Here is a 21,907-nt window from a genome sequence, read left to right as displayed (position 1 = left end):
GGGGTGGAACGACCGATGCGGGGAGCATCTTTCAGCCGAGGAGGACGATCTCCTCAGCCGAGGACGCAGAATTCGTTGCCCTCGGGGTCGGCGAGGACGACCCAGGGTTCGTCCCCGGTCTGGCCCACGTCGACACGGCGGGCTCCGAGAGCGAGGAGGCGGGCCACCTCGGCGGCCTGATCATCGGGACGGAAATCGAGGTGGAGCCGGTTCTTCACGACCTTCTCTTCACGGTCGATGCCGATGATGATGCCCGGCAGACGATCGGGCGTCTGCCGGATCTCGATCTCCGTGTCGTTCTCGTCGACGATCACCCAGCCGAGCGCCCGTGCCCACCAGCGCCCGAGCGTGAACGGGTCGGGCGAATCGATGACGATCTGCTCCCATTCCAATGACATGGCCTCACCTTCCGATGGTCAGGGCCTCATATTCCGACGTCGCCGAGGTGGTGGCGGACTTCGTGCCAGCCGTAGCGGGTGAGCGAGGCGATCGTGAACTCCCGACCGTCGGCGCGCAGTCCCTTGCGCTGCCACTGCCCGTCTTCGAGTCCGGAGAGCGTGTCTGCGTAAGCGGCTGCTGCCGTGTTCAGTCCGTCGAGCACCTCGGCGGCGGTCTGGTGACGGTAGTCGGACTCGAGCGCCACCGCATCGCCGTCGAAGTTCGGCAGAGTCGGGGCCCGCTCATCGAGCATGAGGAGGGTGCGAGCGCGGAACTCGGTGAGGACGTCACGGAGGTGGGCGGCGTATTCGACGCTCGACCACCGGTCGTCGCGGGGACGGTCGGCGGCGTCCGCACGAGTGAGCGCTGGCGCGAAGGAGGCGGCCGCCTCGGCGATGGGACCGCTCAGTTCGAGGACGTCCTCGCGCCCGGTGAAGCCGCACTCGGCACAGCCGGTGTCGAGGACCTCGGCCCAATCCTTCGTGTCCGGTTCGATCGGACTCATCCGTGCCTGCCGCTGTCGAGGGACTTCTTGAGCACCGCTGCCTGACTGATGTCGTCGCGCTTCGACGCGGTGAGCAGCGTGAGCGTGCCCTTCTCCGCAAGCTCCTTGAGCTGGTCGAACGCTTCGGCTCGGGTGTCGTCCTTGAGCTCTTCGCGATAGCGACGCGCGAACTCCGCGTACTTGTCCGGGTCGTGCCCGTACCACTGGCGCAGCTCGTTGGAGGGTGCGACGTCTTTGAGCCATTCGTCGAGGTGGGCGTGGTCCTTGCTCACTCCGCGCGGCCATACGCGGTCGACGAGCACCCTGGCTCCGTCCGACGGTTCGGGGTCGTCGTAGATGCGGCGCACCCGGATCCGAGGATCGTCATGCGCGGATGTCGACCGGTTCTTCGATCCGTCCTTCGAGGCGGTCATGGTCGTTCACTCCCTCCGCTTGCCTGGCTCCCAGTGTAGGACGAGAGGCGGACTCATGGGGCGGACATCTGCCGATGACTCGATTCTCCGAGGTCAGGAACGCGGGGGTCGGCGGTGGCAGTGATCGGTGTCTTCGGGGCAGAGCTCGACCTCTACCTGCAGGAGACGTTCGGATTCCTCGCCCTCACCGACGAGTCCAGGGCCCCCCTGCACTCCGGAGCGCGGCTCTGGTCGAACGGAGACTCGCGGTGAGGCGGAACTCGCGGCGGGCTGAGACTTACGCTGAGCCGGAACTCGCGGTGGCTTGAGGCTCGCGGTGAGCCGCCGCGCAAGCCGCAGTGGGCACCGCAGCCGCAGTGCGGGCGCTGCACCGTCCTGGGCCAGGCGCTTGGGTGGGAGAAATGGTAACGTCCGCCGCAGGATTTCGTGACCATTTCGACCACCTAGGAGCGTGCTCTCTGCGATTTCGGCGCGCTCTTCTGCAATGACTCGAGCGCCGATTCCTGTGGATCGAGAATGTCTGTCCACAGGCAGATTCGCGGCTCTCCCTGTTCTCCTGGATGATGCGCCAGCATTGCTGGTATGTACAACAGCCGTAAGTGGCAGAGACGTGACTTTCCGCGTCTGTTTCGCGTAGGGCAGGCCGAGAAGATCGGCATCTCACGGCGTCGCATGCTGGATGAGGAGCGGTGCCCGATCGTTCTGCCCGGAGTCCGCATGGATCACAGCAACACAGAATCACTGCGCGCCCCAGAATGGGCTGATGACAGTTGGATCTGGGATTCGCTGAGGCTGCGCGCCGCTGTCCTGAAGTTTCCGCACGTGATGGCTGATGATGCCACTGCGGCTCGAATCTTCGGATGGCCGTTGCCCCCGAGGTTGATGAATGACCGTCTGTACCTGTGTGCTGCCGACAGAAATCTGCGGATTCGGATGGCGAAGGTGACTCTGCGCCGCACGCAGCATCTGACTCCCGCCCACTGGCTCGACTTGCCCGTCCTCGTCCCGGCGGAGGTCTTCATCAGGCTCGGCGCTCATCTCGATGTGGCTGAGCTTGTGCAGGTGGGTGATGCGGCGATCGGCAATTGGCATGGGCCGCCGCAGACGACAATCGACGACCTCGCAGCTGCTCTTGAGTCCCATTCTCGGCTGATGGGACGGCAGAATCTGGTGAAAGCGGTGAGCTTGATCCGTCCAGGTGTTGATTCTCCGCAGGAGACGGGCCTTCGCCTGTGGGCCGTGAGGGTGGGTTTGCCCGAGCCGACGGTCCATCCCCAGATCGAAAGCGACCTCGCCAGAGGAATCATCGAGCCGGACCTGGGATATGAGGATGCGAGGCTCGCTCTCGAATACGACAGTGAGCTGCATCGTGAGTCGGCAAAGCAATGGACGCGCGACATCGAACGCGACGAAGCGCTTGTCGATGCCGGATGGACCGTCCTGAAAGTGACCCGGAAGACCGACTACAGGCAGCTGGAAGCGAAGATCCGGAAGAAGTTGGGACTGCAGCAGCTGTAACTGCAGGAACTGGACGGGAATGAGTAAAGTTGCTCGCTTCTGAGCGCATTGCCGGGCGCTTGAGTGGGATAAATGGTCACGTCCGCCGCAGTATTCCGTGATCATTTCGACCACCTAGTGGAGACAGCTCACCACTGCGGCGGGCGGGACCCATGTGCGCCGGACATCCCGTACCTCGTCCGAGCCCCACTCCACCTATTTCGTCCGAGCCGCCTCGCCGAGGTTGCTCAGCACGAGTGTGCGCACCTGCCGGTCGATGTACGTGTCGAGGTCGAGCCCGATCCTCTGGAAGTACCAGTGCTTGAGCGCCCACATGTGCGCCGTCGACATGAGGTCATGACCGAGGGTCTGGGCATCGACATCACGCAGATCCCCTGCCTCGACCGCGGCGGCGACGACATCGACGAGCGGCTGCAGGGTTTCGAGCTCCTGGTCCTGGATCGATTTCAGACCATCCTTCGACAGGGCCCGCGAGACCTGGTAGGTGAGCACGACCGCATGCCGCTGTTCCCCGACGACGCGGCAGAACTCTGAGAACGCGGCGATGACCCTGCCCACGGGGTCACCCGCCTCGGCGATGGCGGAGGGGACACGCAGACGGAACTCCTCGAGGACGCGGGTGATCGCGGCGAGCACGATCTGCTCCTTGTCCGAGAAGTACTTGTACAGCAGTCCGACACTGACCCCACCGGACTTCGCGATCGCCTGCATGGACACCGAATGGGTGCCCTTCTCCTGCATCAGGGCCACGGCGGCATCGACGATCTGCCGCTCCCGGAATTCCGCGCGGGCGCCCCGGACGATCGCGTTGAGGTCTTCGGATTCAGCTGACATGCTCGGCGGTGACTTCCTCTCTGAGCTTGAACTTCTGAATCTTACCGCTTGGCGTGCGAGGGAACTCGTCGAGACACTGAAGCGCCTCGGGCCAGTAGTTCTTCGCCACTCCCTTCGTGTCGAAGAACTCCCGCAGCTCGTCCATCGACAGGCTGTGACCCTCGTTCAGGGTCACGACCGCGCACGCGATCTCCTGCAGCCGGGGATGCGGCACCGCGACGACGGCGACCTGGGAGACCGCGGGATGTTCGTAGAGGACGTTCTCGATATAGGCCACGGGGATGTTCTCGCCGCCGCGGATGATGATGTCCTTCGACCGTCCGGCGATCCGGATGAAGCCCTCGTCATCCATTTCGGCGAGGTCTCCCGTATCGAGCCAAACGCCCGCGAAGGCCTCCGCCGTCTGCTCCGGTTCACCGAGGTATCCGACGAACAGGAATGGGCCTGTGACCTGCACTTTTCCTTCCACGCCTGCGGCGACGGGCTCGCCGAGAGGATCGACGACCCGGACCTTCATGGAGCCCAGGGCACGCCCGTCGGTGCTGGTGACCTTCTCCTCCGAGTCGCCGGGGGCCGTCATCGTGACCAGCCCGCATTCCGTCTGTCCCCACCCGCCGAAGACGCTGAGGTCCGGCAGCAGCGTGCGTGCCTCATCGACCATGACGCGCGGAATCGGGGCGCCCATGCAGCAGAAGTGCTTGAGGGAGGACAGATCGTGCTGCGTCGTCTTCGCCGCCTCGAGCAGATCGTGCAGGAACGGAGTCGCCCCCGAGGTGTGCTGGATGCCGTGTTCGTCGACGAGCCGGGCGAATTCCTCACCGTTCCACACGTCCTGGAACACTCCCGAGCCGCCGATGAGCAGGGGCAGGCACACTCCGTACATGAAGCCGGTGAGGTGGCCGAAGGTCGAGGCCATGTGGATGACCGATTCCTCGTCCAAGCCGAGGTGATCGGGCCAGGGAAGCGAGGCCGCGAGCACGTTGTTGTGCGTGTGCATCACACCCTTGGGGTTGCCCGTCGTCCCCGAGGTGAAGAGGATGAGCCCGACATCATCGGGATCGGGTCGGCGGTCGTCCCAATCGATGGATTCGATCGCCGAGGCGGCCGACCGCGAGCCGTCCGACGCTGAGTCCTGCTGTCCGCGAGCGAGGAAGTCGGCCCACTTCTCGAAGCCGTCCCGACCGGCGAACCGCGCTTCCCCGGGGGTGTCGAGGACGATCGTGTGCCCCAGCTCCGGCAGGTTCGGTCGCAGCCGATCGACCATGTCCGCATAGTCGAACTTCCGGAACCGATTCGGGACGAAGAGCACCGAGACGTCGGCCTTTTTGGCCATGTACCCGATCTCGCGGTCCCGATAGATCGGGATGAGCCCGTTGGTCACGGCACCGGCTCTGATCGCGCCGAGGTGGATGACCAGCCATTCGTACCAGTTCGGCAGTTGGATGCCCACCACGTCCCCGGGTTCGACTCCGAGGTCGACGAGTGACCGGGCACAGGTTTCGACATCCGAACTGAGCTCGGCGTAGGTGTGCGCACCGTAGGGATCGCGGGTGACGATCGCGTCCGGTCGCGCTGCGGTCCAGTGCTCGAGGTGGTCGAGCAGGGTCTGATTCCTCCAGTCCCCGGTTGATGTGAACTTCTCGATGAGAGCGTCGGTCAGGGTGGTCTCGAATCGGGTTGGCATTGCAGGGCTCCTTTGCTCTGGTGTCGTACCTGTGACTCGGGTGGTGCTGATGTCTCTGGTGCTGCGCGGTGGTGCCGGGCGGTGCCGGACAGGAGCGGTCAGGTGGTGTGATCAGTTGCCGATCAGGCCATGGTCAGTCCGCCGGAGACGGATAGGGTCTGGCCGGTGACATAGGCGGAATCGGGGCGGGCGAAGAAGGCCACGGCGTTCGCGAGATCCTCGGGGTGGGCGAGACGGCGCATCGGGATCGACTTCTCCAGCGCGGTGCGCAGCTTCGGATTGTCCGCGGAGATCTCGGCGAACAGCGGGGTGTCGGCCGGGCCCGGGCACACGCAGTTCGCGGTGATTCCGTGTCGGGCGACCTCACGAGCGAAGGTCTTCGTGAACGAGATGATCCCGCCCTTGGCCGCCGAGTACACGGCTTCGCCGCTCGACCCGACACGGCCGGCGTCCGATCCGATGCTGATCACGGCACCGGATCCGGCTGCGATCATGTGCTCGGCCGTCGACTGAGTGCAGTTGAGCGTGCCGAGGAGGTTGATCGCGATGACCCGCTGCCAGGTCTCCGGCGTCGAATCCATGAAGGGTTCGACCTTGTCCCAGCCGGCGTTGTTGACGAGGACGTCGATGCGACCGAAACGTTCGACCACCTCCGCGACCATGGCGTCAACCGCGGCCCGGTCGGTGACGTCGGCGGCGAGTCCGATCGAATCATTTCCCAGCGCCGAGGCGGTGTCCGCGGCCTTCTGTGCGTCGAGGTCGGCGACGACGACGGTGGCGCCGTCGGCGGCGAGGCGGTTCGCGATCCCCTTGCCGATGCCGGAGGCTGCTCCGGTGACGATGATGATGCGATCGGTCAGAGGTGCGGTCTGAGTCGCTGCTGACATGGTGGTGTCCTTCCTGGTCTGAGTCTGCCGGTGTGGAGGTTCGAGCGGAGTGCGAGATGTGCGTTGGTGGGGGACGGAGGGGCTGATGTCCTCTGTCAGGGGGCGAATTCGCGGCCGGCGGAGCTGCGGGCGATGATGAGTTTCATGATCTGTGCGGTGCCGTCGCCGATCTGCATGCCGAGCACGTCACGCAGCCGTTTCTCCACGTCGCGGTCCTGTTTGTAGCCGTTCTGACCGTGCAGAAGCAGGCACTGGTGGATGGCGTGATAGGCCTCGAGCGGGGCCCACCACTTGCACATCGCCGCCTGCGAGGTGTGCGGCAGTCCCTCGTCGCCGAGCCGCAGGGTGTCCAGGCACAGCAGCCGTGCCGCCGTCATCTTCGTCTCCGCTTCGGCCAGCGGGAACGAGACCCCTTGGAATTTCGACAGCGGCTGGTCGAAGGCCTGCCGCTTGGTGACGTATGTCCATGCGTCCTCGATCGCGCGAGTCGCAGTCCCCGTGCACTGCAGTCCGATGAGGGCGCGGGAGAAGTCGAAGCCCTGCATGACCTGGGTGAATGCTCCGCCGACCTCGCCGAGGAGGTGGTCGGCCGGCACGCGGACGTCGGTGAAGTCCACGCTGCCGCGGGCCACCGCGGCCTGGCCCATGTCGATGATGGGGTTTCGGGCCACCCCGGGGGCGTCGAGGTCGACGAGGAATGCCGAGATGCCCTTCCCTCGCCCGGCCTCGAGGTCGGTTCGGGCGAAGATCACCGTGGCCGTCGAGGTCATGGCCAGCGACATCGATTTCTTGCCGTTGATGATCCAGTCATCCCCGTCGCGGCGTGCCGTGGTCGAGGGGTTTCCGGCATCCGAGCCGGCCTCGGGCTCTGACAGCCCGATGGCCACGGTTTCGTCACCGGACGTGATGAGACGGCAGTAGTGGGCGGCCACCTCGGCGTCGGCATTGCGGGCGATGACCTGCCCGATGAGGGAGCCGACGACCTGGACATAGGCGACGGTGAGGTCGCCGCGGGCGATGGCCTCGGTGATGAGCCCCGCCGTGACCTTGGTCAGGCCGGCCCCGCCGAGGTGGGTCGGCAGTTCGGGGGCGATGAGGCCGGCGCGGCCCATCTCCCGGGTGAGATCGGCGCCGATGCGGCCGGCGGCCTCGCGGTCGCGGGCCTCGCTGATGAGCCGCTCCTCGAATCCGGCTGCCGCCTCGATGAGGGTCTGGGTGTCGGGGGCGAGAGTCGTGTCCACGGGAATCCTCTGTGCTGGTTGGGCGGGTCAGTAGGCGCCGGTTGTCAGTACGCGCCGTCGAAGCGGCTGAAGTCCGGGTCGCGCTTCTCGGCGAAGGCGGCCGCACCCTCGTGTGACTCGGGCGAGTGGGCGTAGAGGTCGAGGGCGCTCATGGCGAGGTTCGTGAAGCCGGTCTGCATCTCGGAATCGGCGTTGAAGGACTGCTTGAGGAAGCGCAGCGCGGTCGGTGCCTTGAGCCCGAGGGCCCGGGCGCGTTCCTTGGCGCGGGGCAGGAGCTCATCGGCGTCGACGACCTCGTTGGCCAGTCCCCAGGATTCGGCCTTGTCCGCGTCGATGAGCTCGCAGAAGTACCACATCTCACGGGCACGCTTCTCACCGATGACGCGGGCGAGGAACGCCGAGCCGTAGCCGGCGTCGAAGGATCCGACCTTGGGGCCGGCCTGACCGAAGCGCGCGTGGGAGGCCGCGATCGTGATGTCGCAGAGAGTGGTGAGCACATTGCCGCCGCCGATCGCGACGCCGTTGACCGCGGAGATCACGGGTTTCGGCACCGACCGGATGACCTTGTGGAGTTCGGAGATGCGGAACATGCCGTAGCGGCTGGGGCCGTAGTCCCCCGTCTGCGCCTTCTGCTTGACGTCACCGCCGGCGCAGAAGGACTTCTGGCCGGAGCCCGTGAGGATGATCGAGCGGACCCGGTTGTCGCCCCAGGCGAGGGTGAAGGCTTCGATGAGCTCGTCGACGGTCTGCGAGCGGAAGGAGTTGAAGGACTCGGGTCGGTTGATCGTGATGACCGCGAAGGACTCCTCGACGTCATAGAGGATGTCGTCGAAATCCGTGCTCGCGGCCTGCTGGGTCCGGCTGGTGGATGTGGGCATCGTTGCCTCCTCGAGTGGAGAGTGAATAAATGTTCACACCTAGTGAACATCAGTTCACGAAGGAGGTCAAGAGTCGCCGGTCGGGAAGAATCATGTGAGTTCGCCGAGTTTCACCGGCTTTCATCGGCAGGGCAGCGAGCCGGTGCGACAATGTCCTCGACGACGGCATCGGCCCGTTCGAGGCGGAGATCCCTTGCAGGGACAGGCTTGCCGGTCGACCGGGCCGGGTGCGGCGGTCAGCAGGAACGGTTCACACCTGCCCGCAGGCCATGGCTCCCGACGACGATGAGAAACGGACGATGATGACTGCTGAAGAACCCGAGCCGACGACACCGCAACCGTCGTCCGCCCGCCCATCGAGGTCTCGGCCGAATTCCCAGACGGCTGCCGGTGCCGAGATCGGAGCGCTCATCGGCGCCGGTTTCGGACTGCTGTTCCTCATCATCAACAGCTCCCAGTTCTCGACCCTGGGCCGCACTCTCGTCATCGCCGTCGGAGTCCTCGCCTTCGCAGGCGTCGCGGTCTTCGCGGTACGTGGACTCATCCGCTCGCGTGGGGACGCGTCCTCAGGCTCGACCGGATTCTCAGATGTGCCCGGAGCAGCTCCCACGGCCGCGTCCGAGCGCGCTCGCCGCGAACCTCCGTTCGGCCGCGCGTATTGGATCATCGTGCTCATCGAGGCGGTCCTGCTGTTCGCCGGAGCCCGCCTGCTGTCGAGTCTCGGTCATCCGGAACTCGGAGTGGCGTGGGTGGCCGTGGTCGTCGGTACCCACTTCTATGCGCTGGGTCGCGTGTTCGGGCTTGACCGCTTCCACGTTCTGGCCACCGTGGTCACGCTCTGCGGCATCGGCGGGTTCATTGCCTTCTTCGCCGCGGCACCGGCGTTCATCCCGGTCATCAGCGGAGTCATCTCGGGCTTCGTGCTGCTCGCCTTCGCCGTGTGGGCCCTCGTCCCGGTCGACTAGCAAGTGCCCGCGGGCCGCGCATTAGGTGGACGAAATGGTCGGGCCGCGGGCGATTCTCTGCGACCATTTCGACCACCTAGCGGGACCATTTCGACCACCTAAGGGGAGCAGCAGGCGCCCGGCCCGCCCTCACTACCCGAGCCCACCGGCCGGTCACTCCCCGGGCCCGGGGGTGCGTGCCCCAGGACCGTCCTTCTTCAGCGGCTGCACGCGCGGGGGCGGGAACTCGGGAGCCTGGGCGGCGGGACGTTCCTCCAGACCGGCGAACACCTCGGCGATGGCGCGGTCGAGCTGCGGATCGTCGTCGGCGAAGAGCTGACCGGGATCGTGCTCGACCTCGATATCGGGTTCGACGCCGAAGTTCTCCACCTCCCAGCCCTTGCCTTCGATCCAGAAGGCATAGCGCGGCTGAGTCACGCCGGTGCCGTCGACGAGGTCGTAGCGGCCGTCGATGCCGACGACTCCGCCCCAGGTGCGCACGCCGACGACCGGGCCGATGCCCTTGGCCTGCACGCGTGCGTTGATGATGTCGCCGTCGGAGCCGGAGAACTCATTGGCCACGAAGACCACGGGCCCGCGCGGAGCGTCCTCGGGGTCACGGCCCATCTCGTCGTAGCTGCGGGCCTGATTCCAGGCCACGACCGTGTCGGCGAAGCGTTCGGCCACGAGCGCGCTCGTGTGCCCGCCGCGGTTGAACCGCACATCGGCGATGACGCCCTCACAGCCCATGGCCTGCCGCAGGTCCCGGTGCAGCTGAGCCCAGCCGTACGAGGTCATATCGGGAACATGCACATAGCCGATGCGACCCGCGGACTTCTCGGCCACATACTCCCGGCGGGAGCGCACCCAGTCCTGATAGCGCAGCTTCTCCTCACCGGCCAGCGGAATGACCGCGACCGTGCGGTCCCTGCGGCCGCGACGCAGGGTGAGTTCGACGATCGTGTCCGCGGCTCCCTGCAGATGAGCGGCGGGACCGGCCGCCTCGTCGACGGGCTGCCCGTTCACGGCGACGATGACATCGCCTTCCTGTGCGCCGACTCCGGCCTGCCGCAGCGGCGACCTGGCATCCGGTTCACTGCTCTCACCGGGAAGGATGCGATGAATCGTCCACCCCTCGGAGGTCTTGACCAGGTCCGCGCCGAGGAAGCCGAGCTTCTTCGATGCGGCATCCGACGCGGCCGGCGGGCTGACATAGGCATGCGAGGTGTTGAGCTCGCCCACGGTCTCCCACAGGACGTCGACGAGGTCGTCATGAGTCAGCGCCTTCGCTGCCACGGCACGCCAGCGCAGGGTCACCGATTCCCAGTCCACCCCGTTCATGTCCTCGCGCCAATAGTGGTCGCGCATGATCCGGGAGTTCTCCTCGAACATCTGCAGCCATTCGGCCCGACGGTCGAGTTCGAACCGCAGGCGTGAGACGTCGACGGAGATGTTCTCGTCATCGTCGGACTCGACCTTCCGGTTCGCCGGGACGATGCTGATCGCATCATCGCTGCGCACGACGAGCAGCCTGCCGTCTCCGGAGATCGCATACTCGTCGGCCTTGTCGACGACGGTGGTGACCTTGCGCTTGGCGAAGTCGAAGAACTGGATCACCTCGGCGGGCTTCTCCCCGGCGTCGCCGGCCCGCTGAGTGCCGAGCTCGCCGGCCTCGACATCGCCGGTGCGCAGCCACACCAGACCGCCCTCGGCGGATTCGAGATCCCGGAAGACCCCCGAGGCGACGGGGAACGGCACGATGCGCTCCTCCGCCCCCTCGAGTTCGACCTCGACGGTGGCGGCGGGCTTGTCCCCGCGAGCTCGCTCGGACTTCGACTCCTCGGTGACCTCGCTGATCGGCCACCCGCCGGCGCTCGGCCCGAACGGTGCGGGCTCATCGGCGGCCAAGGGCAACAGCCACGGTCGGGTGACGCCGTTGAACGACAGGTCGAAGGAGTGCTGGTTGTACGAGGGATCGAAGGTGCGATCGGAGAGGAACGCGACGAACTTCCCGTCGCGGGTGAACGTCGGAGAGAAGTCGTTGAACTTTCCGCGGGTCAGCGGCTGCGCCTCCCGGTCCGACTTCACCTCGACGATCATCAGCTGCGCCAGCAGCTCCTCACCCTGAGTCGGCTGCGACCACACGAGGTACTTCCCATCGGCTGAGAAGCGCGGATCGCGCGCCTCGCCATGGCCCGAATGCCCGACCAGCCGCGTCCGTCCGTTGCCCACCTCGACGGTCCGAATCGACCCGTCGTGGGAGATCGTGGCGAGCATCTTCCCCGCCGCGTCCGCCTGCAGGTCAAGAACCCGGCCCAGGGCTCCGGCCCCGATTCGCCGAGGCGGCTTGTCCCCCGTCACGGACGCGACCTCGATCGCGTCCTCCCCGTCCACATCGGTGATGAACGCGGCCAGACCGCTGTCCCCGAGGACGAGGGGTTCGCGGGTGCGAATCGACGAGTCCGCGCACAGCGCCCGGGCCGGGCCCTCGCGGTGGGCGAGCCAGAAGGTCTTGCCGCGCCACTCGACCACCGAGGCGTTTCCCTGCCTGTCAGGGCTGATGTGGTTGAGTCCGGTCTTCGGGTCGAGGCTCAGCGGCTGCACCTGAGTACCCGGCAGAGTCACCGCGAGGGTGCGGACCTCCGCGTCGAGGCTGTCGAGGATCTTGATCTCCCCACGGGAGTGCCAGACGATGCGGGTGCCGTCGGTCGCGGCGTCACGGACATAGCCCTCGGCCTCGGTCTGCTGAGTGAGCTGGCGCGGTTCGACCGCGGCGTCGCCGGACCCATCCGCATTCGCCGAGGTGGCGAGACCGTCGATGATCCACAGGTTCGCCTGCTCATCGGCGTGGTGAGGGAAGGTCGCGGCCCGGTCCGAGGTGAAGACGAGAGAATCGCCGACCCACAGCGGATCCGTCAGGGACGCCTCGTCCCCTCGCAGCAGTCGCTGCCACCGGGCCCCGGAACCGTCGCCGATGCCGGCGGCATTCGTGTTGCCGACCCGGTCGAGCCACAGCCTCGGTGCGGTGCCTCCCCGGTAGCGCTTCCAATGCGCGGGCGGACGGGAGAACGGCGTCGACAGAGCGGTCACGCCCGAATGGTGCCGGGCCAGACCCGAAGCGCGACCGAACGACAGCCGGTCGACCTCACCGTCGAGGCTCACGGACTTCACCACATGGTTGCGGACCTCGAACTCCCCGGCGTTCGCGCCGACGAGGACATGGGTGGAATCGGACCACCCGAGCATCGTCATCGCCGTCGACCCCAACCAGGTGAGCCGACGCAGGGCACCGGTGGCCACCTCGGCGACCATGAGCTCCGGTTGGCCGGTGCGGAAGGACACGAACGCGACGTGCGCCCCATCGGGCGAGATCCTCGGTGACCGGACGGGCGCATGATCGGAGGTCAGCCGCCAGGCGCGGCCGCCTGCGGACGGAACGAGCCAGACATCGTCGTCGGCGGTGAAGGTGATGAGATCGGACTGGATATGGGGATAGCGAAGATAAGTCACGTGACCCACATTACAAGCTCCGCCGGACCGCGCCCGCGGGCCGGAACCGATGCCCAGGCAACTTGCACCCGGCAATAGAATGGGCACATGCCATCTCTGACTTCTGTGCTCACGGACCGTTTCGCCGCCGCCCTCACCCAGGCCTTCGGTGAGGACTTCGCCGGGCGCGATCCCGTCATCCGCGGCAGCCAGTTCGCAGACTTCCAGGCCAATGTGGCCCTGCCGCTGGCCAAGGAACTGAAGTCGAAGCCGCGCGACATCGCCGCACAGATCGTTCAAAACCTCGACCTCGACGGCATCTGTGAGACCCCGGAGATCTCGGGACCCGGGTTCATCAATCTCACATTCACCCCCGACTTCCTCGCCTCCACCCTCCAGTCAGGTCAGGCCGCAGCGGCCCCGGAGAACACGGATCCGCAGACCATCGCCATCGACTACTCGGCGCCGAACGTGGCCAAGGAGATGCATGTCGGCCACCTGCGCACCACCGTCGTCGGCGACGCCCTGGCCCGCACCCATGAGTTCCTCGGCAACACCGTCATCCGCCAGAACCACATCGGCGACTGGGGCACGCCGTTCGGGATGCTCATCGAGCACCTCCTCGACGTCGGGGTGGACTCCGACGAAGCCTCCGAAGTGTCCGAGAACCCGAACGCCTTCTACCAGGCGGCCCGGGCGAAGTTCGACTCCGACGAGGCCTTCGCCACCCGCTCCCGCGCCCGCGTCGTCAAGCTCCAGGGCGGTGACGAAGAGACCCTGGGACTGTGGACGAGACTCGTCGGCTACTCCCGCGAATACTTCAACCGCATCTACTCCCTCCTCGATGTCACCCTCACCGATGCCGACCTCGCCGGCGAGTCCACCTACAACGACGTCCTGGCCGAAGTCTGCGACGAGCTCGAGGCCAAGGGGCTGGCGACGATCTCCGACGGTGCGCTGTGCGTGTTCCCTGAAGGCTTCACCGGTCGTGAAGGCGAACCCCTGCCGCTCATCATCCGCAAGTCCGACGGCGGCTACGGCTACGCCACGACAGACCTCGCCGCCGTGCGCAACCGGGCGGTCAACCTCGGGGTGAACCGGGCCCTCTACGTCGTCGGCACCCCGCAGGCCATGCACTTCGACATGGTCTTCACCGTCGCCCGCGAGGCGGGCTGGCTGCCGGAGACCTTCAGCCCCGAACACGTGAAGATCGGCAATGTGCTCGGCTCCGACGGCAAGATCCTGCGCACCCGCTCCGGTGCCCCGCTGCGCCTGGCCGAACTCCTCGAAGAGGCCGTGACCCGGGCGAAGACGACCCTGGCCGAATCACACGTGGACTTCGGCGCCGAGGAGGCCGACGAGGTCGCCCGCATCGTCGGCATCGGCGCGGTGAAGTACGCCGACCTGTCCGTCGCCCACGACACCTCGTACACCTTCGACCTCGACCGGATGCTCGCCCCCATCGGCAACACCGCCCCGTACCTGCAGTACGCCGGTGCCCGCATCCGCTCCATCGGCCGCAGGGCCGAGGCCGAAGGCATCAACTCCTCCCAGGTCGCGAATGCTGCGATCAGCCTCGGTGAGACGGCCGAACGTGAGCTCGCGCTTATCCTCCTCGGCTTCGCCGATGTGCTCACCGAGGCGGCCGCCGGGTCCGCACCCCACCGCCTGTGCACCTACCTGTTCGATCTCGCCCAGGCCTTCACCTCGTTCTACGAGCAGTGCCCGGTGCTCATCGCCGAGACCGAAGAGCTGCGCGACTCCCGTCTGCGTCTCTCGGCGATCGTGCTCGAGGTCCTCCAGGCCGGTCTCGGGGTGCTCGGCATCCGCGTTCCCGAGCGGATGTGAGTTCGCCTCAGCGGCCTTCTGCCAAGAGGATGCTGCCCTGGATCGTTCTGGGCATCGTCATCCTCGCCCTCAACCTGCGCACCCCGATCATCGCGCCGACCGCGATCCTGCCTGCCATTCAGGAGGGCACGGGGTTCAGCGCGGCCGGGCTCGGTCTGCTCACGGGTCTGCCGGTTCTGCTGTTTGCGCTGGCCACGCCGCTGGCGGGGAAGTTCATCACCCGCCTCGGCGCCGAAGCCACGGTTCTCGCGTGCCTGACCGGTGTCCTGCTGGGCACCGTTCTGCGTTCGGTCGGCCCGTCCTGGCTCGTGCTCGTGGGCACCGGCATCATCGGTCTGGCGATCACCTTGGGCAATATCGTCGTGCCCGTCATCATCCGACGCGAGGTCCCGTGGGAACAGGTGTCGATGGTCACCGGCCTGTACTCGGCGATGATGAACGTCGGTTCGATGGCCACTCTCATCGGCACGGGCCCGCTGGCCGAGGCCTTCGGTTGGCGCTGGGCACTGGCCGCATGGGGCGGTCTCGCCTTCATCGGCCTCGGCTTCTGGATGGTGCTCATCCGGACGCGCGTGCGCCGCGAGGGGGAGGCCGCCCGCGCTGCCGCGGCCGAATCCGCCGAGAACCCTTCCGCCGCCGAGGCGGTCGCCCCCGCCGCGAAGCAGTCGTGGGCCGAAGCTCCCGCTTCCTTCCGGATGATCATCGCCCTGCTCATCATCACGTTCTCCGGCCAGTCGACCGCCTACTACGTGACGACGACCTGGCTGCCGAGCTACCTCGGAGACACCATCGGGCTCGCCCCGACCGCCGCCGGAGGCACGGCGTCCCTGTTCCAGATCGCTGCGATCCTCGGTGCGTTCGGGGTGCCGCTGCTGGCCGTGAAGACGAAGCCGTGGGTGCCCGTGGCGATCGTCGCCGTGCTCTGGCTGTCCCTGCCCGTGGGTCTGCTGGCGGCCCCCGGCGCCTACTGGCTGTGGGCGACGACCGGCGGAATCGCCCAAGGCGGCGGGTTCACGGCGATCTTCTCGATCATCGCCCGCACCGCCGGCAGCGACGCCCAGACCGCGTCCGCTTCGGCGCGCGTGCAGTTCGGCGGCTACCTCGCCGCGACCTTGGCCCCGCCGTTCGCCGGTTGGCTCAACACGGCCACAGCCGGCTGGACGGCGCCGCTGCTGCTCATCCTCGCCGCCACCCTCGCGTTCACGATCACAGGTCTCTTGGCCGCCCGCAGGGCCGGAGGCTTCCCCCGCGGCGGCCCCGGATCACGCGAGGTCCTCGACCCCGAATAGGCTCGCCCTCCCTTCTTGCTACCCGACGGCGGCCCAGCAACCTGGCGCGAGGTTGCTGGGCCGCCGTCGGGTAGCAAGAAGGAGTCAACGCCCACAGAAACACCGAGGCGGCCCACCTCATCGGTGGGCCGCCTCGGTGACGGTCAAGCGAATCCTTGGATTCGCCTGCGCGGCCGAACAGGGTGACTGATCAGCCCGGAGTGACTCAATGCTTGGCGTCGGTATCCTCGGCGGGCTTGACGGCCGGCTTCGGAGCGGGGACCTCGTCCGTGGCCTCTGCCTTGGTGGAGGGCACGGCGGTCTGCGAAACCTCGGTGGCAGCTGCCTCGCGCGAAGCCGGGGTCGAACCGACCGGACGGGCATCGGCGGGACGGTTGTTCGGCAGCGGGGTCGACCAGGGATCCTCGACCGGCTGGGCCTTCTTCCACACGTAGTAGCCGATTCCTGCGGCCGAACCGATGACGAGGGTCCACACGAGAGCGGCCTTTCCGCCACCGGACTTGCGGGCGGTGTCCTTCTCGATGCGCTTTCCGGCGTTGGCGAGAGCCTTGCGAGCCTTCTTCATGGCCTTCTTGTCGCCGGTGAGGCGGACGGCCAGATCATCGATGAGCTTCGGGGTCTCGACACCGGACAGCGAAGTCGCGGCGTTCGAGGCGAATTTGCCGGCGCGTTCGGTGGCTTCGGGGCGGTAGGCCTCGAGCTTGTCGGCCCAGGAGTGGACCTGGTCATTGGCCTTGTCGGCCAGGGCTTCGACCTGCGGACGTGCCTTCTCAGCGAACTCTTCGGCCTTGCCGGCCAGCGCCTCGACCTGAGGGCGAGCCTTGTCAGCGGCATCGCGCAGCTTCGGGGCTGCGTTCTCGCTGGCATCTGCCAGGACTCGGAGTGACGTCTGCTTCGCGGAATCGAGCTTCGAAGTGAGCTGATCTCGGGTGGGCTTCTTCGACATAAACAGTTCCCAATCCTTAGATGTCGGTGGTCAAGGTGATCACTGACCAGTCTACGGCCTAGGGGCAAGACTGTGGACAGCGGATGTCATCGAATTGTCTGCGGATCGCCTGACAGGTTGGGCAATGGACCTGGTGCGGAACTGCATTCGCCGGCTCGCCGTGGAAGAATGAGGTCATGACTACAGCCTCAACGCATACCGCAGTCCTGCACACCAACCACGGTGACATCACCATCGATCTCTTCGGCAACCATGCTCCGAAGACCGTGGCCAACTTCGTCGAACTCGCCCAGGGTGAGCGGGAATTCACCGATCCCTCGACCGGTGAGCCGACCAAGCGCCCCTTCTACGACGGCCTCGGCTTCCACCGCATCATCTCGAACTTCATGATCCAGGGCGGCTGCCCGCTGGGCACCGGCACCGGCGGACCCGGCTACACCTTCGACGACGAGATCCACCCCGAGCTGCAGTTCGACCGCAAGTACCTGCTGGCCATGGCCAACGCCGGCAAGCAGATGGGACGCGGCACCAACGGCTCGCAGTTCTTCATCAGCACCGCCGAGACCCCGTGGCTCAACGGCAAGCACACCATCTTCGGTGAGGTCGCCGACGAAGCCTCGCAGCGGGTCGTCGACGAGATCGAGAGTGTGCCCACCGCTGCGATGGACAAGCCGGTCGAGCCGGTCGTCATCGAGAAGGTCGACATCACCAAGAAGTGAGTCACCGTCCTTGAGGGACCACTGAGCCTCCTTGAGGGGCCACTGAGTACCATGGTGTGATGGACACACCTGAAGAGGGCTCGGCACGGGAAACCGGCCGGGCCCTCTCTGCATCCCCGCCGCTGGTCACCCGCACGCTCCTCATCGTCACCACGGTGGCGTTCCTGGCGGAGCTGATTCCCGGCCTCGACCTGCTGCGACGGCTGAGCTTCGTTCCGGCACTCACCCTTGAACAGCCGTGGCGGGTGCTCACGGTCGCCCTCGTCCACGAGCAGCCCTCACCGTTCCACCTGCTGGCGAACATGATCGGACTGTTCTTCTTCGGGTCCTTCGTCGAGCGGGCGCTGGGCCATTGGAAGTTCCTCGCCGTCTACATCGTCGGCACCGCTGGCGGTTCGGCCATGGTGCTCCTGCTGGCCGACCCCTTCAGCACCGATTGGGTGACGAACCACATCGGAGCCTCGGGCGCGGTGTTCGCGATCGTCGGCGTGCTCTTGGCCCCCACCCGACGGCTCGACCGGAACATCGCCGGGGTTCTCGTGTTCGTCGCGCTCAACTTCGGCTACGGGTTCCTCGTCGCGGGCGTGTCCTGGGAGTCCCACCTCGGCGGTCTGATCACCGGGTTCGTCCTCGGCTGTGCAGGCCTGCTGGGGCCCCGGCAGTCGCGGACACTGGTGTTCACGGCGACGTCGGTCGGCTTGGTGGTGCTCATGCTGGCCGGAGGGGCCTGGAAGATGGCAGGCCTCGGCCTCTGAGCGGGCCTCTGCGTTCGGCCTCTGAATGCGGCGGCTTTCGATGGCCACGGAGTGACGTCCCGACGCTGCCAGGCTTTTACCAGAAAGACGCCGATTTGTGTGCACTCTGCGGTGGAGAATTCTCTGTCCACAAGCTCTATCCACAACGTGGATAACTTACACAGGTGTGTTTAGGCTGGTCAGAAGTCTAAAAATAGTTTTCCACAAGCGACGCACCCGGCTTGGGTATAACTTGGCGCTTGTGGATTGTCGGCGCTGGGCCGAGACTGCTGGGGAGAGTGGGAAACCCGGTGAATGCAGATTGTCTGGTCGATCCGCGGTGATTTCGAACTCAGAATCGCCGCGGATCGACCAGACAATCGAGGTGATTGCGGCCGGGACCGACTATCGCCAGCGTGTGGACATGATCAGACCCGCCACGAAGAAGGCGAAGCCGATGAGGATGTTCCAGTTGCCCCATGCTTCGACGGGGAAAGCGCCCTGGGTGATGTAGAAGGTGACGAGCCAGACCAGGCCGACGAGCAGCAGGCCGATGAGGACCGGCAGGAACCAGCTCGGGTTCGGCTTGATCGTCTGCTGACCCGAGGTCGAGGTGTAGTTCGCGGTCTTGCGCCCCTGTGGGCGTTTGGCCGGATTGCCCGAACGCGAGGTGCGCTTGGCGGCCGACCCCTTCGCCCCGGCGGCCTTGGCAGCCGACGTCTTCGAGCCGGAGGTCTTGGAGTCGGAAGCTTTGGCAGCCGACGTCTTCGACGACTTCGCGTCCTCGGCTGTCTTCCCGTCCTTGGTCGACTCGGACTTCTCGTCCTTCGACGCCGTGGCCTTCTTCTCGGCAGCTGCGGTCTCGGGGGCCGTCTCGGAAGACTCAACTGAGGCCGTCTCGTCCGAAACCTCGTCCGCGGAATCGTCCTTCAGTTCGTCCACTGCAGAGTCTGCCGCACCCGATTCTTCGTTCGCACCTTCGGCGATGTCGGCGTCTTCCGCATCGGCGACGTCGGTGTCGAGCGATTCGGTCTCGAGCTCGTCGACCTCGGTCGCCTCGACCGCTTCAGCGGACTCGGCCTTCTTCGCCTCGGCCGCCGACGAAGTGCGAGAAGTGCGCTGGGGGCGTCCTTTGGACTTGGCCACAAGTACTCCTTTGTCGGCCGACCGCCGGTGGGGCCGCCGAATGAATGGTTGGGGACGATCGCAGACCAGTCTACTCGCGGCGGGGGTCACAGTGAAAAACTCCGACTACCCTGAAAGCGCACCGAGCACGCCCCGAACGACGATTCCCATAGGATAAAGTGCATAGGGGTGTCCCGCCTGTCTTCTGGACGGCCCCCGACAATGCAGTGACAGTCACGGAGCAGAAGTGGTGAATAGTTCCTCCTCGGGTAACGAGCCGGGCGTGAATCCGCCCTCGCGACCCACCATCCGTCCTGCTCAGAGACGGATTCCCTCCTCCCACTCCGCCGATCAGCATGTCGGGCACTCCGCCGGCCAATCTGCGGGAGGCCCCGCTGCCGCCGGAGACCAGCCGCTGCCCAGTCGACGCGAGCTGCGGCGCAGGGAAGCAGAAGCCGCCGCGGCCCAGGGTGAGCCGACCGCCGTCTACTCCGATGCCCCACCCGTCTATCAGGGACACCCGCAGACCCCGCACGAGGCTCAGCCGCACGGACAGGCCACTCAGGCCATGCCCGCGGTCCCGCAGAACACTCCCGCCGCGGCCGGCAGCGGATCCACCGCCGGCAACGGATACGCAGCCGGCAACGACTATGCGGGCGCACCCCCGCACGGTGGGGACTCCACGCACGGCCGCCCCGGCGAGGATCGACCTCAAGGCCGAACCCGACGTCAGCGGCGTCAGCATCCCGCGCAGCGGGAACCGCTCGGTCCGATCCGCGGCACCGTGCGCACCTTCGGCGAACTGTGCATCACGGCGGGTCTCGTCCTCATCCTCTTCGTCGTCTGGCAGCTGTGGTGGACGGACATCCAGGCCAACCGCGACAACGAAGTGCTCGCCGACGAACTCACCCAGGACTGGGCGAACCAGGACCCGAACGAACTGCCCGACGATCCGGACGAACCCGTGGTCGCCGAACCCGTGGGCAAGAACGAGGCCTTCGGCATCTTCTACATCCCGCGCTTCGGAGACGACTACTACCGCACCGTCGCCGAGGGCGTCGACCTCGAACCCGTGCTCAACCGGATGGGCGTCGGCCGCTACCCGAACTCGGCCATGCCGGGCGAGGTCGGGAACTTCTCCATCGCCGGTCACCGCGTGACCTACGGCAAGCCGCTCAACCAGATCGCGAACCTGCGCCCGGGCGATGAGATCATCGTCCAGACGAAGGACGGCTTCTACACCTACACCTTCCGCAACTTCGACATCATCCTTCCCGACGCCGTCGAAGTGCTCTCACCCGTGCCGGACGAACCGGACTTCAAGGGCAAGGACCGGATCCTGACGATGACGGCGTGCAACCCGATGTTCTCCGCCCGGGAACGCTACGTCGCCTACGCCGAACTCACCGACTGGACGCCGGCCGGCGATGGAGCACCCGAGAACATCAAGGACTCGAAGGCCTTTGAGAAGGTCAGCAAGAACGGCGGTGCCTGATATGTACGCATTCATCTGGCGGATCCTCCCCGGCAACTGGGTCGTCAAACTCATCTTCGCCCTCATCCTCATCGCGGCGGTCGTGCTGCTGCTCATGCAGTACGTCTTCCCCGTGATCGCCCCGTACATGCCCTTCAACAACGCCACCGTGACCGAAGGCGGACAATGACCAAGATCCTCGTCATCGACAACTACGACAGCTTCGTCTACACGCTCGTGTCCTATCTGCGTGAGCTCGGCGCGGACGTCGATGTCGTCCGCAACGACGACATCGCGCCTGCCGCGATCGCGGAGACCGTGACCGCCTACGACGGCGTCCTCCTGTCCCCGGGCCCCGGCGTACCCGCCGAATCCGGGGTCTGCCCGCCCCTGCTGTCCTGGGCGGAGACATCGGGTATGCCTGTGTTCGGCGTGTGCCTGGGCCATCAGGCCCTCGGCGAGGTGTTCGGCGCCGAGGTGACCCGCTCTCCCGTGCTCATGCACGGCAAGACCTCGGTCATCACCCATGACGGCGAAGGCATCTTCTTCGGCTGCCCGAGCCCGCTGACCGTCACCCGCTACCATTCCCTGGCGATCGTCGACGAGACCCTCGACCTCGAGAAGTTCGCCGTCACCGCCCGCACCGACGACGGCATCGTCATGGCCATCGAACACCGGGAGAAGCCCCTGTTCGGCGTCCAGTTCCACCCCGAATCCGTGCTCACCGAATGCGGATACCTCATGCTCGGCAACTGGCTCGAGGTGTGCGGCCTCGAGGGTGCCGCCCAGGCGGCGGCCGGAATGTCGCCGTTGGCGACCGCGATCGCCTGAGAATTCCCGCCGATCCCTGTTCTCAGGGTTCTCGCCGAGGCGGCCGATCGTTATGATCGTGAGCACAGTGATCCCTGTGCGCAGGCGATCCGAATGCGCACCGTGATCCG

General features: G+C 66.4%; 21 protein-coding genes. 10 read left to right on the top strand and 11 right to left on the bottom strand.

Features of this window, described 5'->3' with window-relative positions:
• Positions 1-53: 53 nt before the first annotated feature.
• The 3 genes from FHG09_RS02930 to FHG09_RS02920 are packed head-to-tail and all read right to left on the bottom strand — an operon-like array spanning position 54 to position 1,356.
• Positions 54-398, bottom strand: a complete 345-nt coding sequence (locus FHG09_RS02930; protein WP_152346177.1) for a VOC family protein — start codon at positions 396-398, stop codon at positions 54-56.
• A 26-nt stretch (positions 399-424) separates the two neighbouring features.
• Complete coding sequence (locus tag FHG09_RS02925) at positions 425-943, bottom strand: DinB family protein (protein WP_152346176.1); 519 nt, start codon at positions 941-943, stop codon at positions 425-427.
• Entirely contained in the window at positions 940-1,356 is a 417-nt protein-coding gene (locus FHG09_RS02920) for a DUF488 domain-containing protein (RefSeq protein WP_152346175.1), read from the bottom strand. Before FHG09_RS02920 ends, FHG09_RS02925 begins: the two co-directional genes overlap by 4 nt.
• 114 nt (positions 1,357-1,470) lie before the next feature.
• Here FHG09_RS02920 and FHG09_RS19720 point away from each other — a divergent pair, with 114 nt between their 5' ends.
• Entirely contained in the window at positions 1,471-1,608 is a 138-nt protein-coding gene (locus FHG09_RS19720) for a hypothetical protein (protein WP_193627262.1), read from the top strand.
• 330 nt (positions 1,609-1,938) lie between these two features.
• On the top strand, positions 1,939-2,874 hold the full coding sequence (locus tag FHG09_RS02915) for a hypothetical protein (RefSeq protein ID WP_227492505.1): 936 nt from the start codon (positions 1,939-1,941) through the stop codon (positions 2,872-2,874).
• A gap of 195 nt (positions 2,875-3,069) precedes the next feature.
• On the opposite strand, the gene FHG09_RS02910 is transcribed toward FHG09_RS02915, so the two are convergent.
• From FHG09_RS02910 to FHG09_RS02890, 5 genes are all read right to left on the bottom strand, one after another.
• Positions 3,070-3,708 carry a TetR/AcrR family transcriptional regulator gene (locus FHG09_RS02910; RefSeq protein WP_152346174.1) on the bottom strand — a complete coding sequence of 213 codons (639 nt, stop codon included), beginning with the start codon at positions 3,706-3,708 and terminating at the stop codon, positions 3,070-3,072.
• Positions 3,698-5,392, bottom strand: a complete 1,695-nt coding sequence (locus FHG09_RS02905) for an AMP-binding protein (protein WP_152346173.1) — start codon at positions 5,390-5,392, stop codon at positions 3,698-3,700. The genes FHG09_RS02910 and FHG09_RS02905 overlap by 11 nt, the downstream gene beginning before the upstream one ends.
• A 122-nt stretch (positions 5,393-5,514) precedes the next feature.
• Positions 5,515-6,279 carry an SDR family NAD(P)-dependent oxidoreductase gene (locus FHG09_RS02900; RefSeq protein ID WP_152346172.1) on the bottom strand — a complete coding sequence of 255 codons (765 nt, stop codon included), beginning with the start codon at positions 6,277-6,279 and terminating at the stop codon, positions 5,515-5,517.
• Positions 6,280-6,374: 95 nt separating this feature from the next.
• Entirely contained in the window at positions 6,375-7,520 is a 1,146-nt protein-coding gene (locus FHG09_RS02895) for an acyl-CoA dehydrogenase family protein (protein WP_152346171.1), read from the bottom strand.
• A gap of 44 nt (positions 7,521-7,564) precedes the next feature.
• Positions 7,565-8,398: an enoyl-CoA hydratase-related protein gene (locus tag FHG09_RS02890; RefSeq protein WP_152346170.1), complete on the bottom strand. Its 834-nt coding sequence runs from the start codon at positions 8,396-8,398 to the stop codon at positions 7,565-7,567.
• A 299-nt stretch (positions 8,399-8,697) separates the two neighbouring features.
• Here FHG09_RS02890 and FHG09_RS02885 point away from each other — a divergent pair, with 299 nt between their 5' ends.
• Positions 8,698-9,363, top strand: a complete 666-nt coding sequence (locus FHG09_RS02885) for a hypothetical protein (RefSeq protein WP_227492504.1) — start codon at positions 8,698-8,700, stop codon at positions 9,361-9,363.
• Between the two features lie 153 nt (positions 9,364-9,516).
• Here FHG09_RS02885 and FHG09_RS02880 read toward each other — a convergent pair whose 3' ends face one another.
• Complete coding sequence (locus FHG09_RS02880; RefSeq protein WP_227492503.1) at positions 9,517-12,852, bottom strand: S41 family peptidase; 3,336 nt, start codon at positions 12,850-12,852, stop codon at positions 9,517-9,519.
• An 87-nt stretch (positions 12,853-12,939) separates the two neighbouring features.
• On the opposite strand from FHG09_RS02880, the gene argS reads away from it, so the two are divergent.
• Positions 12,940-14,679 carry an arginine--tRNA ligase gene (gene argS, locus FHG09_RS02875; RefSeq protein ID WP_152346168.1) on the top strand — a complete coding sequence of 580 codons (1,740 nt, stop codon included), beginning with the start codon at positions 12,940-12,942 and terminating at the stop codon, positions 14,677-14,679.
• Positions 14,680-14,708: 29 nt separating this feature from the next.
• A complete protein-coding gene (locus tag FHG09_RS02870; RefSeq protein ID WP_152346167.1) occupies positions 14,709-15,968 on the top strand; it encodes a CynX/NimT family MFS transporter in 1,260 nt (419 codons plus the stop codon).
• Positions 15,969-16,173: 205 nt separating this feature from the next.
• On the opposite strand, the gene FHG09_RS02865 is transcribed toward FHG09_RS02870, so the two are convergent.
• The gene (locus tag FHG09_RS02865; protein WP_227492502.1) at positions 16,174-16,914 is read right to left on the bottom strand and encodes a hypothetical protein; all 741 of its coding nucleotides are present in this window, start codon (positions 16,912-16,914) and stop codon (positions 16,174-16,176) included.
• 176 nt (positions 16,915-17,090) lie between these two features.
• Here FHG09_RS02865 and FHG09_RS02860 point away from each other — a divergent pair, with 176 nt between their 5' ends.
• Together FHG09_RS02860 and FHG09_RS02855 are read left to right on the top strand one after the other, a co-directional pair.
• On the top strand, positions 17,091-17,633 hold the full coding sequence (locus tag FHG09_RS02860; RefSeq protein ID WP_152346165.1) for a peptidylprolyl isomerase: 543 nt from the start codon (positions 17,091-17,093) through the stop codon (positions 17,631-17,633).
• Between the two features lie 59 nt (positions 17,634-17,692).
• Positions 17,693-18,388 (top strand): rhomboid family intramembrane serine protease, encoded by a 696-nt coding sequence (locus FHG09_RS02855; RefSeq protein WP_152346164.1) that lies wholly within the window; start codon positions 17,693-17,695, stop codon positions 18,386-18,388.
• A 384-nt stretch (positions 18,389-18,772) separates the two neighbouring features.
• Here FHG09_RS02855 and FHG09_RS02850 read toward each other — a convergent pair whose 3' ends face one another.
• Positions 18,773-19,513, bottom strand: a complete 741-nt coding sequence (locus FHG09_RS02850; RefSeq protein ID WP_152346163.1) for a cell division protein CrgA — start codon at positions 19,511-19,513, stop codon at positions 18,773-18,775.
• 262 nt (positions 19,514-19,775) lie between these two features.
• On the opposite strand from FHG09_RS02850, the gene FHG09_RS02845 reads away from it, so the two are divergent.
• From FHG09_RS02845 to FHG09_RS02840, 3 genes are read left to right on the top strand one after another with little or no spacing between them, the layout of a single operon-like run.
• Positions 19,776-20,987, top strand: a complete 1,212-nt coding sequence (locus tag FHG09_RS02845) for a class E sortase (RefSeq protein ID WP_227492501.1) — start codon at positions 19,776-19,778, stop codon at positions 20,985-20,987.
• 1 nt (position 20,988) lies between these two features.
• Positions 20,989-21,156: a hypothetical protein gene (locus tag FHG09_RS19715; RefSeq protein WP_193627261.1), complete on the top strand. Its 168-nt coding sequence runs from the start codon at positions 20,989-20,991 to the stop codon at positions 21,154-21,156.
• Positions 21,153-21,797 carry an anthranilate synthase component II gene (locus FHG09_RS02840; RefSeq protein WP_152346162.1) on the top strand — a complete coding sequence of 215 codons (645 nt, stop codon included), beginning with the start codon at positions 21,153-21,155 and terminating at the stop codon, positions 21,795-21,797. Before FHG09_RS19715 ends, FHG09_RS02840 begins: the two co-directional genes overlap by 4 nt.
• Positions 21,798-21,907 lie beyond the last annotated feature (110 nt).

The sequence above is a fragment of the Brevibacterium sp. CFH 10365 genome (assembly GCF_009299785.1).
GTDB classification, from domain to species: domain Bacteria; phylum Actinomycetota; class Actinomycetes; order Actinomycetales; family Brevibacteriaceae; genus Brevibacterium; species Brevibacterium limosum.
This window is presented reverse-complemented; position numbering and strand designations above follow the sequence as displayed.

What these genes read in the sequence shown, in the direction of transcription:
- FHG09_RS02905 (WP_152346173.1), bottom strand. Translation starts at nt 5,392, where the DNA reads ATGCCAACCCGATTCGAGACCACCCTGACCGACGCTCTCATCGAGAAG.
- FHG09_RS02855 (WP_152346164.1), top strand. Translation starts at nt 17,693, where the DNA reads ATGGACACACCTGAAGAGGGCTCGGCACGGGAAACCGGCCGGGCCCTC.
- argS (WP_152346168.1), top strand. Translation starts at nt 12,940, where the DNA reads ATGCCATCTCTGACTTCTGTGCTCACGGACCGTTTCGCCGCCGCCCTC.
- FHG09_RS19715 (WP_193627261.1), top strand. Translation starts at nt 20,989, where the DNA reads ATGTACGCATTCATCTGGCGGATCCTCCCCGGCAACTGGGTCGTCAAA.
- FHG09_RS02840 (WP_152346162.1), top strand. Translation starts at nt 21,153, where the DNA reads ATGACCAAGATCCTCGTCATCGACAACTACGACAGCTTCGTCTACACG.
- FHG09_RS02900 (WP_152346172.1), bottom strand. Translation starts at nt 6,279, where the DNA reads ATGTCAGCAGCGACTCAGACCGCACCTCTGACCGATCGCATCATCATC.
- FHG09_RS02930 (WP_152346177.1), bottom strand. Translation starts at nt 398, where the DNA reads ATGTCATTGGAATGGGAGCAGATCGTCATCGATTCGCCCGACCCGTTC.
- FHG09_RS02860 (WP_152346165.1), top strand. Translation starts at nt 17,091, where the DNA reads ATGACTACAGCCTCAACGCATACCGCAGTCCTGCACACCAACCACGGT.
- FHG09_RS02920 (WP_152346175.1), bottom strand. Translation starts at nt 1,356, where the DNA reads ATGACCGCCTCGAAGGACGGATCGAAGAACCGGTCGACATCCGCGCAT.
- FHG09_RS02885 (WP_227492504.1), top strand. Translation starts at nt 8,698, where the DNA reads ATGATGACTGCTGAAGAACCCGAGCCGACGACACCGCAACCGTCGTCC.
- FHG09_RS02925 (WP_152346176.1), bottom strand. Translation starts at nt 943, where the DNA reads ATGAGTCCGATCGAACCGGACACGAAGGATTGGGCCGAGGTCCTCGAC.
- FHG09_RS02870 (WP_152346167.1), top strand. Translation starts at nt 14,709, where the DNA reads ATGCTGCCCTGGATCGTTCTGGGCATCGTCATCCTCGCCCTCAACCTG.
- FHG09_RS02910 (WP_152346174.1), bottom strand. Translation starts at nt 3,708, where the DNA reads ATGTCAGCTGAATCCGAAGACCTCAACGCGATCGTCCGGGGCGCCCGC.
- FHG09_RS02915 (WP_227492505.1), top strand. Translation starts at nt 1,939, where the DNA reads ATGTACAACAGCCGTAAGTGGCAGAGACGTGACTTTCCGCGTCTGTTT.
- FHG09_RS02865 (WP_227492502.1), bottom strand. Translation starts at nt 16,914, where the DNA reads ATGTCGAAGAAGCCCACCCGAGATCAGCTCACTTCGAAGCTCGATTCC.
- FHG09_RS02890 (WP_152346170.1), bottom strand. Translation starts at nt 8,398, where the DNA reads ATGCCCACATCCACCAGCCGGACCCAGCAGGCCGCGAGCACGGATTTC.